Annotated in this window: 9 protein-coding genes; 6 read left to right on the top strand and 3 right to left on the bottom strand. The window is 47.3% G+C overall.

Features of this window, described 5'->3' with window-relative positions; all coding sequences use genetic code 11:
• Positions 1–30 precede the first annotated feature (30 nt).
• Positions 31–1941 carry a methyl-accepting chemotaxis protein gene (locus tag ACAN55_RS14445; RefSeq protein WP_379133924.1) on the top strand — a complete coding sequence of 637 codons (1911 nt, stop codon included), beginning with the start codon at positions 31–33 and terminating at the stop codon, positions 1939–1941.
• Positions 1942–1943: 2 nt separating this feature from the next.
• On the opposite strand, the gene ACAN55_RS14450 is transcribed toward ACAN55_RS14445, so the two are convergent.
• A complete protein-coding gene (locus ACAN55_RS14450) occupies positions 1944–2780 on the bottom strand; it encodes a patatin-like phospholipase family protein (protein ID WP_379133926.1) in 837 nt (278 codons plus the stop codon).
• A gap of 4 nt (positions 2781–2784) precedes the next feature.
• Positions 2785–3807 carry a LacI family DNA-binding transcriptional regulator gene (locus ACAN55_RS14455; RefSeq protein WP_379133929.1) on the bottom strand — a complete coding sequence of 341 codons (1023 nt, stop codon included), beginning with the start codon at positions 3805–3807 and terminating at the stop codon, positions 2785–2787.
• Between the two features lie 264 nt (positions 3808–4071).
• Between ACAN55_RS14455 and ACAN55_RS14460 the strand changes: the two genes are divergently transcribed.
• From ACAN55_RS14460 to ACAN55_RS14470, 3 genes are all read left to right on the top strand, one after another.
• Positions 4072–5802 (top strand): glycoside hydrolase family 13 protein, encoded by a 1731-nt coding sequence (locus ACAN55_RS14460; RefSeq protein WP_379133931.1) that lies wholly within the window; start codon positions 4072–4074, stop codon positions 5800–5802.
• A 232-nt stretch (positions 5803–6034) separates the two neighbouring features.
• Positions 6035–6619 (top strand): RNA polymerase sigma factor, encoded by a 585-nt coding sequence (locus ACAN55_RS14465; RefSeq protein WP_379133934.1) that lies wholly within the window; start codon positions 6035–6037, stop codon positions 6617–6619.
• Entirely contained in the window at positions 6594–7739 is a 1146-nt protein-coding gene (locus ACAN55_RS14470) for a DUF4179 domain-containing protein (protein ID WP_379133936.1), read from the top strand. The genes ACAN55_RS14465 and ACAN55_RS14470 overlap by 26 nt, the downstream gene beginning before the upstream one ends.
• A 594-nt stretch (positions 7740–8333) precedes the next feature.
• Here the strand turns inward: ACAN55_RS14470 and ACAN55_RS14475 are convergent.
• Positions 8334–10217 carry an LTA synthase family protein gene (locus ACAN55_RS14475; protein WP_379133938.1) on the bottom strand — a complete coding sequence of 628 codons (1884 nt, stop codon included), beginning with the start codon at positions 10215–10217 and terminating at the stop codon, positions 8334–8336.
• Positions 10218–10662: 445 nt separating this feature from the next.
• Between ACAN55_RS14475 and ACAN55_RS14480 the strand changes: the two genes are divergently transcribed.
• Together ACAN55_RS14480 and nspC are read left to right on the top strand one after the other, a co-directional pair.
• Entirely contained in the window at positions 10663–11862 is a 1200-nt protein-coding gene (locus tag ACAN55_RS14480) for a saccharopine dehydrogenase family protein (protein WP_379133941.1), read from the top strand.
• 9 nt (positions 11863–11871) lie between these two features.
• The gene (gene nspC / locus ACAN55_RS14485; protein ID WP_379133944.1) at positions 11872–13008 is read left to right on the top strand and encodes a carboxynorspermidine decarboxylase; all 1137 of its coding nucleotides are present in this window, start codon (positions 11872–11874) and stop codon (positions 13006–13008) included.
• The last annotated feature ends 51 nt before the right edge of the window (positions 13009–13059 follow it).

The raw sequence follows: 13059 nt of genomic DNA on the forward strand, positions 1-13059 counted from the left end.
ATTTTGAAGGGACGCCACTTACACCTGTCCATGAAGCTGAAGCTCATTTTCAGCTTTGCTGCGGTCACACTAATTTTTCTGGGGGTCGCTCTATATCAGAGCAGGCAAATCAGTCAGGTAGAATCAACTATGGAAGTCCAAAAGGCCGAAATGGAAAAAAGAATAACCGTATCGGCTATTACTCAGCTGCTTCAGGAAATGAATGGTGTGGAGATTTCGTTTGCGGAGTCAAGCGATCTGGAGCTCGCTGAGCTATTCAATACCAAGCAAACCATGCTTACCGAGAAACTGGCTAAGGTAGATTTCGCTCAGGATACACAAGCTTACAAGCAGCTGCAGACACTGAAGAGCCAGTCCGCTGAATACAAAGGGTACGTGGATGAGCTTGCAAAGACTATGGGTGACGAGAGTCTGGATCCTATGACCGTTCTAGAACAAATTGATAACTTACATACAAAAGCGCTCGCTGTTAATAAAGAAATGCTTGTGTCCAACGCGGGGTTAAATGCCGCTGCTGCGGATAATGCCCAAACGGCACAGGAGCTATCTTTTGCCAAGCTGCATAATACTTCTTCCATCGCTGCATATGCGGCGGCTCTTGTGTTCTTGTTCACACTGATCATTGCGTTTGTGCTGATCCGTTCTTTCATCTTGCCCGTGAACAAGCTGCAGGCTGCGGTACGTGAAATATCAGCGGGAGATTTACGTCAACAGATTAATTCTCCTTATAATGATGAGCTGGGTACACTCAGCCACCATTTTGACCATATGGTTGAGCGGGTTAGGGATATGCTGCACCAGACCCGGACCGTAGCTTCATCGATGGCGGTATACTCAGATTCTTTTCAGCAATCCTCTTCAATAACGGCTCATACTCATCAAGATATTGTCCGGGCGATTCAGGAAATCTCGGTAGGGGCGGAGCGTCAGGCTAGCCAGTCAGAGCAATGTGCGGAGCTGATCCAGGAATTGGAACGAGAGGTTAGTGACATTACGGAGTATACGGGAGTCATGCTGCGTACGGGCCAAGAAGCCACAGCGAATACCCGGGGAGGTGCTGAAGCGGTACAAGCTTTGCAGAAGGTATCGGAGCAGTCCCAGCAATCAGTCAGCAGGGTATATGAAGCAATGAATAAATTGGCTGGGCAGTCACAGGATATCTCCCGGATTACAAATTCGATAACGGAGATTTCTGCACAGACGAATATCCTCTCCCTGAACGCTTCTATAGAAGCGGCGCGGGCGGGTGCATACGGTAAAGGGTTTGCCGTCATTGCTGACGAGGTAAGACAGCTATCCGACCAGACGAAGCAATCTTCCGGCCATATCAAGGAAATTATTAATGATCTGCTGAGCAGTATGGAGGACTTTCAAACCCATATCCTGGACACGCAGAAAAACCTCGAGGAACAGGATCATAAGGTTAGAGAGACGATGAATTCTTTTCAGGCAATCGATCGTTCCAATGCTGAAATTAGTATGCAGATCGGACAAATCCATGACAAGTTGGATAATGCCAAGCGGATGAATTCCAAGCTGGCCGACTCCATTCATAATGTGGCTGCTATTGCAGAAGAGACGGCTGCAGGAGTTCAGGAAGTCAATGCCTCCAGTGTGAAACAGGTTAGCGCAATTCATGATATCGCCCGGCAGGCAGTTGATATTAACGGCCTTTCGCAGCAGTTGTTCAAAGAAGTTAATGTATTCCAGATCTCTGATGTGACGCTAGAAGCGGAGGGTGATGGGGATCTCACGGTAGCCGATGGTTTGGAGGATACCCAAGTCCAAGTTGGTGTGGAAGATGAACAAACTGGTACAACGGATGCCCAAGCTGGTTTGGAAGTGACTCTAACCTCCGTAAAAGATGTTTCATCCGCTAATCCTGATACTGCGGCTACGGTTAGAGCAAATCTTCGGGAGCCATCCTACAAATCGGCTTAAAATTAATGAAATAACCCCTGGATATCGTCCATCCGGTTCTGCGCCAGTTCATACCCATGATTGCAATTGTCCTGTAACCGGGTGACATCCTTCTCAAAGCTATTAAGAGGACGGCTTGGGCGGAGAATGACAGCGTGTCCTTCCTGCTCCAGTTGTTCACAGAACGCAACGGTTTCATTATAAACCTTATGCCTGTTCAGGAGCGTCTGCTCCAGAGCAGGATATTTGCGTTTTAGCAGCCTGGAGGCTACTGCATTCTGCTTCTTGAATTCCTTGACATACCCTTTGGGCTGAGTCAGAACAATCAGATGTTTCTGATTGCCGTCGTTAATGGCTTTGCGAATAGGTATAGGATCGCATAATCCTCCGTCGTAGTAAGCAGTTCCATTCATATGTATCGCGGGAACAAAGAGCGGAATGGCGCAACTCGCGCGCAGCATGGTCCATTGCTCGTCAACTTCTTTACCGTTCATATACTCCGGCTGGCCGGTAAGAGCATTGGTTACCCCGACGAGCAGCTGCCCGTCATAGTTCTGAAATACCTCCAGATCAAACGGGATAAGCTTAGCAGGGATCTCACCAAAGATAAAATCCAGGCCGAACAGGCTGCGGCAACGCAGGAAATTCCGGTACCCGATATAGCGGCTGTCATTGCGGTATTGCTCCAGGATATCCAGGTTTCTGCGTTTCTGTCTTGAGATATAGGAGAAACCGTTACATATCCCGGCAGAGACGCCAATGCAATAAGGAAACATTAAATCCTGCTCCAGCAGCGCATCCATGACTCCCGCGCTGAATATTGGACGCAGGGTACCTCCTTCGAGAATAAGGCTTGGCATCCAATCACCCCGTTATTGTGGACTTGGTAACCTCTCCAGTGCTTTCACGAATCTGCAAGTAATGGGCAACGTTGGCATGATGAGGTGTCACTGTTTCGCCTCTCATCAGCTTGATTAAATGGCGGGCCGCTGTCATGCCAATCTCCGTGCCCGAGTAATCCACAGAGGACAATCTCGGACGCATGAGGGTAGACATCAGGCTGTTGTCGAAACCGAAGACGGATATATCTTCAGGTATCCGCAGGCCTTGATCGAGCAGATAATTCATGGCTCCCACCGCCATCCAATCTGTGGAACAGAATATCGCTGTCGGCTGCGCACCGCTCTCCATAATTCTGCGCATCGCGTCCATGCCATCCTGTGCCGAAAGTCCGCACTCTGCCACCCAGCTCTCTTGAAGAGCAATACCGGAATTCGCCAGCGCTTGGCTATAACCTTTATAACGGTCACCACCCACCGCATTGTCACCAGCTACGCGAATCATTGCGATGCGGCGATGACCTTTTTGAATCAGGTAGGTGACCGCTTCATAGGATGCTGTGATATTGTCCAAATGTACGGACGGAATGAAGGGGACATTTGATTGCTGACCCGCAAGCACACATGGGGCGGGTGAATCTCCCAGAATCTCCAGGTGCGGTTTGTCCAGCTCGGAACCAACCAGGATAAGTCCCTGGGCTCCGGCCCGCTGGAACATCTTCATGTAATGAAGTTCATTGTCTACACTTCCGTCCGTAAGGCCGAACATGATGTCATAGCCGTACAGCTCGGCAATGGTACGGATTCCCATACTGAAATCATCAAGTACAGTATTACTGTTATGCGGGATAATGATACCGATCAACATGGAATTAATGGGCGCGCTACCTGTACCGGTAACATCGGGCCGATAATTGGTCTGACGGATGGCGTCCATGACCCGCTTCTTGATCTCTTCATTAACAGGCTTGCTGTTATTGACCACGCGGGAAACGGTGGAGATCGACACACCCGCCATTGTTGCAATATCTTTGATCGTCGTTTTCAAGTTATATCACCAGAACTTTCCAGACATGGTTTCTTATTGACCAGCATATCACGGATATCTGCTATAATTCAAAAGATTGTTGTTGACCGGGAAAATAAAAGTTCTTATAATGACGCTGAGGGAAAATAATTTCCTATGTTTTGATCTTATTTATCTATTTTTAAGTCGAAAATGTTTCGATTTCAGTAAAAAAAGTTCTTTATCTCAAATAATCGGGAAAATATTTTCCTAAATACTAGTATGGAACCCAAAGGAGCGCATCTCGTGAACAAAATATGGTGGAAAGAAGCCACAGCCTATCAAATTTATCCGCGTAGCTTTATGGACAGTAACGGAGACGGAATCGGAGATCTGCAGGGAATTATCTCCCGCCTGGATTATCTGCAGGAACTGGGGATTAAGGTGATCTGGATTTGTCCAATTTATAAATCCCCCAATGACGATAACGGCTATGATATTTCGGATTACCAGGACATTATGCAGGAATTCGGAAGCATGGCTGATTTCGATCAGTTGCTTCATGAAGCGCATGCCCGGGGCATGAAGCTGATTCTCGACCTCGTTATTAATCATACATCCGATGAGCATCCGTGGTTTGTAGAGGCGCGTTCCTCCAAAGAGAATCCGAAGCGTGATTATTACATTTGGCGTGACCCAGTCAATGGCGGCGAGCCGAACAACTGGGAAAGTATATTCAGCGGCTCTGTGTGGGAGCTTGATCCCTTGTCCGGACAGTACTTCATGCATGTGTTCTCCACAAGACAGCCTGATCTGAACTGGGAGAACCCTGAAGTGCGCAGGGAGCTGTACGACATGGTTAACTGGTGGCTGGATAAAGGAATTGACGGCTTCCGCGTAGATGCCATTTCTCATATTAAAAAAATCGCCGGATTCCCGGATCTGCCGAATCCACTAAATCTGCCGTTCGTTCCTTCCGGGGATGGACATATGAATCGTGAGGGTATCCACGATTTGCTTCAGGAGTTGAAGCAGGAGACCTTTGACCGCTACGATATTATGACTGTTGGTGAAGCTAGCGGAGTAACCGTGGAGCAGGCCGAACAGTGGGTTGGTGAGGAGCAGGGCAAATTCGATATGATTTTTCAATTTGAGCATTTGGCCTTGTGGAACAAGAGCATTACGGGCGGGCTGGATGTGGTACAACTGAAATCCGCTCTTTCCCGCTGGCAGAAGGGTTTGGAAGGCAAAGGTTGGAACGCGTTGTTTATAGAGAACCACGACCAGCCTCGCAGCGTCTCCACCTGGGGGAATGACAGTGAGTACTGGCGGGAATCGGCCAAAGCGCTGGCTACGATGTACTTCCTGATGCAGGGAACTCCATTTATCTATCAAGGTCAGGAGATCGGCATGACCAATGTCAGATTCGATTCAATGGACGACTACGATGACGTGGCTATGAAGAATATGTACCGGCTGGAGCTTGCAGCAGGGCGCAGCCATGAAGAGATTATGGAAGTCATTTGGAAGAATGGCCGGGATAACTCCAGAACACCGATGCAGTGGGACGGTTCATTGAACGCGGGCTTTAGCAGCGGTAAGCCTTGGATGAAGGTTAACCCGAACTACACCGACATTAACGTTGAGAAAGCGAAGCAGGATCCGGATTCGATCTATCATCATTATAAGAAGCTGATTGCGCTGCGGGACAGTTCCCCGGTTACTGTGTACGGTACCTACGACCTGATGCTGCCGGAGGATGAGCAGATCTATGCCTACACCCGTACTCTCGGAACCGAGAAGCTGCTCGTATTGTCGAACCTCTCGGCGCGTGAGGCAATATTCGATCTCCCCATCGGGCTGGAAGTAGTGTCTAGCGAGCTTCTGCTTAATAATTATGAGGTTCCCGCAGGTTCATCCATTGAGACCATCGCCCTCAGACCGTACGAGAGCAGAGTATATCTGCTGGAATGCACTCCTGTAAAAGTTGAGGCAGATATTAAGCAGACTACTGAATCTCTTGCCATAGCCGAATAAGCTCGTATATCACGCTAAATGAAGTTTAAATAAAGGATCACCGTTATATCGCAATAAACAACCATATGCTTCTGAAAATGCAGGTTTCTCCGTCATTTCAGAAGCGCATGGTTTATTTGCGTTGTATGGTAAGAGGACGAGAACATCTTTTTTATATAAATTGTATTTAAATGTCACAAATCGATAAATGTCTTTCGTTATATAGTTGGAAGAAGAAACGGAGGTGATTCTTTTGGAGCAACGTAACCCCGGGGGCCAAGCGAATCCAAATCTAATCGAAGCAGCAATTCATAAAGTGCGTCAAGGTGAGCGACAAGCTTATGCAACTGTGATCAGAGCCTATGAAAAACAGATCTATACCTATTGCTATTACCTATTGAGAAGCCGTGAAGAAGCAGAGGATGCGGTGCAGGACATTTTTGTGAAGGTATATCAGCAGCTTGGACGGTATGAGAAGCACATATCCTTTTCGGCTTGGCTATATAAGGTAGCTTATCATCATTGTCTGGATCAGCTTCGCAGGAAAAAGCGCCACAAACGAATGCTGTCCCTTTATGAAATGCATCTGAATCGTAATGGTGATGTACCGCAGGATGATTCGCTGGTAGAAAGTCTCTTGGTAAATCTCACATCGGAGGAAAGCGGCCTCTTGATTCTTCATGCGGTAGAACAATACAGCTTTGAAGAAATTGCCCAAATTACCGGCCGCAGACCGGCGGCTCTCCGGAAGAAATATGAGCGGCTGCGCAAGAAGCTGATTCAGCAAAAAGAGTATGAAGGAGGTTACCATCATGGAGAAGTGGCAGACTCCAAGTGAAGTTCTAAACGATGAGGATATTCGCCGGGTTATTGGAAAAATGCAGTTGCCGGTAGAGAGCTACAGCGAGCAAATTATGAATCGTATAGAGCATGCGGAGGTAAATTTAACACCGAAGGGCGGACTGATAAGAAAGACAATAGCTGCTGCAAGTGCCGCCGTAATACTCGGAATATGCACAATAGCTGCAGGATTCATCTCCCCGGCGTGGGCAGACACGTTGCGGCAGATTCCGGTGCTGAGCAGTATTTTTGAACATACAGAGGATCCGGGGCTCAAGCTGGCTGCCGAACAAGGAATGACGACGACCCCCGGTTTGAGTGTGACGCATGACGGGGTGACATTAAGCGTTACAGAAGTATTTTATGATGGTACCCGGCTGGCCATCGGTTTCGAGCGAAGTGGAATTGCGGATGAACGGGTGCTAGCCCAAATCACAAATTTCGCGACTCAGGATTTCGACCAATCAACCAAAGGTTTATTGGGGATTCCTAGCGTCACCTTGCCGTCGGGGGAGGTTATTGAATTCGGATCATCTGCAACAGGCGACGTAGAGGGGCGGCCGAACACGCTTTTATTGGAACTGAATGAGCTCAAAAATACAGCATCCTACGGGGATGAGTTCACGGTTCATATCCGTGTACCCGTTGCACAAGTCGCAGAGCCGTTTGAGTTCCAGACCACTGTGAAGAAGGTGACGGCGGGAGTAATCAATCTGACTCCAAACCAGGGCGCAAGCAGAGGCTCCTTCAGCTATACCGTTACCCATCTGGATATCACGCCAGCCACCATCCGATTGATGATCGACAGCAAGGGAGCAGTGCCTATAGCGCCGGAGCAGACTGGTGAATATGCCCCGACTATTGTTTTCTATGAGATTGTGGATGAAGAAGGTCACGTCATCAGCCCAAGACAGATGGGATATCCTAATGGCAGGGTCTCACCAATCGCCGCTTCAGTGGATAATCTATACGACACGTTCCCGCATATTCCCAAGACGGTTACAATCCGGCCCTATACGTGTACGTTTGATCAAGAGCTGAATCTCTTAAAGGATGCCAATGGCGAACGACTGAAAACCTATTATAAAGACCTGGAGACCACTATAGTTATTCCTTGATTCAGTTAGACTAAGGAGAAAGAAATCCAGATAAGCCCGTACCTGCTGCGCAGATGCGGGCTTATCTGTGTTTCTAGACAAATGTTCTTGCCCTCCGGCATGTATGGTGTTTTGTGAGCTTTCTTGTAGAGAGTGTTTGGAAGGATTAAGGGGGGGAGGTTTACGGGTTGAATGGTGAAGGTGAAGGTGAAGATTGAAGATGGAAGGTGGAAGGTGGAAGGTGGAAGGTTTAAGGCATGGAGGTTTAAAGGCTTGAAAACCTAAAGGTTTGTTTTAAGATTTATAGATGGTTACCGCTAAAGCCAGCGGAGAGGACGGACTGATTGCGGAGAAGCGGCAGCGTTCGTCTTTGTCTCCGGATTTCTACCGCTGAAGAAATTAAATAAATCCAGAGACAACAGCGATCGAAGCAACGGTCCGTTCACGTAGCGTCCACCAGAGCGCCTAGTGAAGATCCAAGTTTTTTTACGGTCCGTTCACGGAGCGTCTCCCAAAGTACTTTTTTAACCCAAAAGAAAAAGATGTCCACGCAGCATAAGAAATTGCCGCGTGAACACCCCGTTAACAATGTAGGATTATAATAAGTTCATAAATCTACTCGTTCTGGCTGCCGCCATCATCTTTAGGCAGATCCGGTAATTGGTGAATGTAGCTGCTCGACATGTTCAGCAGACGCTGAACCGCATTGAACTGTTCCACAGTCGAGGTATCCTTGGTGATGGAATTGTCCAGCAGATTATAGTTGGTTCCATCTTCAAAGCCGACACCCGGCAGGAACATGCTTGTGTCATTGATGAACGAGCCGGTCGGCAGGAAATGCCGCACAGGCAACAGATTCGTGGTCTGGTTGAACAGGTCTTGACCGAAGTGGAGCTGGTTCTCTACAGACACGCCCAGCAGGTTCGCTACCGTCGGCAGAATGTCGATCTGACCGCCGGTTTGACTCAATACAGCGGGCTGACCTGCACCTGGAGCATGGACGATGAACGGAACATTGAACATATCTGTGTAGCCATACTCACGGCCGACCATTTCCTTCATTAGATCCTTTTCATCACCGCCAAGTGAATAGAGCGGAAGTCCCTGGTGATCTCCATAAAATACAATGACACTGTTATCCCAGACACCGCTGGCTTTCAAACCGTCAAGGAATTGCCCCATCGCGTAATCCGCGTAATTCTGAGCCTGGATATAATGGCTGACCAAAGTGCCGTCATAGCGCTCCGGAAGCTTAATTCTTATTTTGGATTCCGGCATATCATATGGATGATGGGCGCTCATGGAGATGACCATAGCATAGAAAGGTTGATCCTGCGCATCCAGCTTGGCAAGCTCAGGAAGCGTCTTGGCGAACAACACCTCGTCGGATGAACCGAATGCGATATGATCATCATCCCCATAGAAGGCTTGATCGTAATACTTGTCAAAGCCAATGGCCTTATAAAGGGCTTTACGGTTCCAGAATTCTACGCTGTTTGTATGGAATGTAGATGTACTGTAACCGTTAGCGCTCATCAGACGCGGCAGGCTGGGTAGTGTTTTGTCCATATAATCGGAAGAAGTAGCAGCTTCGTGGTGCGGCACATACAGCGATGTGTTGACTACGAACTCCGCATCCGACGTTGTGCCTTGGCCTGCATTTGTATAGAAGTTATTGAAAAAGAATTCGTTCTTCACCAGCTTATTCAGATTCGGGGTGATCTCTTGCCCGTCGATCTTAAGCCCGATCAAGAAATTCTGGAATGATTCCATCTGGATGACAATAAGGTTCTTGTTCTTATCTACACCCTGATACAGTGGAGTTACCGGATCAGAGATACCCTTCAGATCATTAACCGCCTGCTGGGAAATGTCTTTGGCATCAATAATTTCTTCTTCTTCGGTACTGTCGGCAAAAATCGTGTACATTTCGTAACTCAGAAGTCCCATGCTTTCGGCCTTCTTATTCTCGTTCATGCTGGCATGGTTCGGCCAAATGTTGAAGAGGCAAAGTGCAACCGATACGCTCATGATTCCGATCAGGGCGGTACGGTTCATCTTTTTCATACCTCTGTTCTTCCAAATGGCAATGTACTTTGGCCGGAACATATAGAACATGAAAACAACGATGTCCACAAAAATAAATAAATAGTAGGGATCGAGCAGCGAATAGGTACTTTCACCTACCTTGGTTACTTTATCCGCCTGTTCCAGCGCATGGTAGGTGACAATCACTCCATAATATTTGTAATACATCAGAACGGAGAAATAGATTACCGAAATGAACAGGTTGGCTGCCATATAATATAGAAACTTCCGCTTGGTGGCCATCCATTCAATCAGTCCAAAGACAATTAGGAAGAAAGGGATTTCTGTAAGCAGCATACTCCACGAGGGGCCGTCGCTGAATACAACGAACCAGGCTACAGCACTTTTGAGCAGCAGAATAAATGTGAATACTAATATGGGTTTGTTTCTTAAGTCGAAATCTTTTTTCATTATATGATCATCCTCCTGTCGCAAACACGCCGAGGATAATTATGCTCCTGAATCTTCCAGCTGTCAAAACGCGAATGTGCAGTAATTCACGCATTATGGAGCGATAAATGGCAATTTAATGGATGAAATCATCCTTTATCGTTTAATATAGGATGCTTGTGAGTGCTTGATTCTATAGGGACAGGGTAATGAAATAACGATGGTCTTATGAATTCTGGAGAATAGAGCATAATAGAAAGAGCTTACCCGTGGTAACAACGCCTCAAATCAGAGGAAAACGGAGGATTTAAGTGTATTTTCATGCATTTTAGTGTTTTGAGAGGGTTAATCAAAGTTTTTACAGAAAGGATATCAATTTTTGTCGATTTTTATTGATTAATTGAATTGTTTTCTGTATAATCAGCCTTGTTGATTTTTTGCAAACGGAAATTAGGGGGTTTTGAATTTGGGAAAAGCTTTAATTATTGGTGCCGGCGGAGTTGCTAGTGTTGTCGTTCATAAATGCTGCCAGAACCCGGATGTATTCGAAGAGATTTGTATTGCAAGCAGAACGGTCGCCAAGTGCGACGCGCTGAAAGATAAATTAGACGGAGGCCGTACAAAGATTCAAACGGCACAACTCGACGCGGACAATACGGATGAAGTTATTGCACTGATCAAGAGCTTCCAGCCGGATGTCGTGATTAACGTTGCTCTCCCATATCAGGACCTGACCATCATGGATGCTTGCCTGGCTACCGGAGTTCACTATGTGGATACGGCTAACTACGAACCACAGGATACTGCGAAATTCGAGTACTCCTGGCAGTGGGCTTATAAAGAAAGATTCGAACAAGCGGGTATTACAGCGCTTCTAGGAAGCGGCTTTGACCCTGGTGTAACCGGTGTGTTCACGGCGTATGCCCAAAAGCATTATTTTGATGAAATTCATACGATTGATATTGTGGATGCGAATGCAGGTGACCATGGTTATCCGTTCGCTACCAACTTCAATCCTGAGATCAATATCCGTGAAATCACAGCTAACGGCCGTTATTTCGAGAACGGAGAATGGATTGAAACGGCACCATTGTCCGAGAAGAAGGTATACGACCTTCCGGAAATCGGTCCGAAGGATATCTACCTTTTGTATCATGAAGAGCTGGAGTCCCTGGCTAAAAATATCAAGGGTGTGAAGAAGATCCGTTTCTGGATGACTTTCTCCCAGAATTACCTGACTCACCTGAAAGTGCTTGAGAACGTAGGTATGACTTCTATCGAGCCTATTATGTATGAAGGTAAAGAAATTATCCCGTTGCAGTTCCTGAAAGCTATGCTTCCTGACCCTGCTTCCCTGGGACCTAGAACCAAAGGTAAAACCAACATTGGCTGCATTATTCAAGGCACCAAAGACGGTAAACCTAAAACTTATTATGTCTACAACGTGTGCGTGCACGAAGAGTGTTATGCAGAAGTGGGTTCACAAGCCATTTCCTACACCACTGGTGTTCCAGCCATGATCGGCGCAATGCTGATTATCAAAGGCATCTGGAAAAAACCGGGCGTATATAATGTGGAAGAGTTTGATCCGGATCCATTCATGGACGCTTTGAATAAACACGGGCTGCCTTGGCAGGAAGATTTCTCGCCAACGCTGCTGGATTAGGGTTTAATCATGGATATCGATATCAGCGCTGTCCCGTCACCCTGCTATCTTGTGGATGAGCGCCTGCTCACGAAGAACCTGGAAACACTGAATTATGTTCAGGAACGTACAGGTGCTAAGATTCTGCTCGCTCAAAAAGGCTTCTCGATGCACTCAATGTATCCGTTAGTCGGTAAATATCTGCATGGCGTAACCTCCAGCTCCTTGTTCGAAGCCCGTCTGGGCTACGAAGAAATGGGCAAAGAGGTACATGTATATGCACCTGCTTATGTGGACAGAGAGTTCGATGAGCTGCTCAAATATAGTGATCATATTGTGTTTAATTCGTTTGACCAGTGGAACCGGTTCAAGGACCGTGTGAAAGCTGCACCAAAGGCCATCAGCTGCGGTATTCGCGTCAATCCTGAATATTCAGAGATTGAAGTACCGCTGTATGATCCTTGCTATAACTATTCAAGAATGGGAGTTACCTTGCCTAATTTCCGTCCTGAAGAGCTGGAAGGCATTGATGGACTGCATTTCCATACGATGTGCGAACAGAACTCGGATACGCTGGAGCGTACGCTTAAGGTCGTAGAAGAGAAGTTCGGCCAGTACCTCCATGGCATGAAATGGCTTAATTTTGGCGGCGGCCATCATATCACCCGTGAGGATTACGATCTGGAGACCCTGATCCGCTGCATTCTTCATATGAAAGAAACATATAACGTTGAGATCTACCTGGAGCCGGGCGAAGCGATCGCGCTGAATGCCGGATACCTGGTAGCTACCGTTCTGGACGTGATGCACAATGGCATGGATATTGCCATTCTCGATACTTCGGCGGAATGTCATATGCCGGATGTTCTGGCTATGCCTTACCGCCCGAACATTATCGGTGCCGGGCAGCCCGGCGAGCATCCGTACACTTACAGACTGGGTGGCATGACCTGCCTGGCTGGAGATGTTATCGGTGATTATTCCTTCCCGGAACCGCTGAAATATGGAGATCGGCTAGTATTCTGTGATATGGCCATCTACTCTATGGTGAAGAACCATATGTTCAACGGCGTGAATCTGCCGGCCATTGTATCCTACAATGACGAAGAGGGCATCAAAGTGATCCGCGAGTTCGGATATGAGGACTTCAGTACCCGCTTATCTTAATAGTACTCTGAAGGCGTTCGGCAGCCATTTGTGGCAGGCCGGGCGCCTTTT

The organism is Paenibacillus oryziterrae (assembly GCF_042610485.1).
Classification (GTDB): Bacteria; Bacillota; Bacilli; order Paenibacillales; family Paenibacillaceae; genus Paenibacillus_AQ.

Excerpts from the sequence above, each read along its gene's own strand:
- ACAN55_RS14470 (WP_379133936.1), top strand. The coding sequence starts at position 6,594 with ATGGAGAAGTGGCAGACTCCAAGTGAAGTTCTAAACGATGAGGATATT.
- ACAN55_RS14450 (WP_379133926.1), bottom strand. The coding sequence starts at position 2,780 with ATGCCAAGCCTTATTCTCGAAGGAGGTACCCTGCGTCCAATATTCAGC.
- ACAN55_RS14445 (WP_379133924.1), top strand. The coding sequence starts at position 31 with ATGAAGCTGAAGCTCATTTTCAGCTTTGCTGCGGTCACACTAATTTTT.
- ACAN55_RS14475 (WP_379133938.1), bottom strand. The coding sequence starts at position 10,217 with ATGAAAAAAGATTTCGACTTAAGAAACAAACCCATATTAGTATTCACA.
- nspC (WP_379133944.1), top strand. The coding sequence starts at position 11,872 with ATGGATATCGATATCAGCGCTGTCCCGTCACCCTGCTATCTTGTGGAT.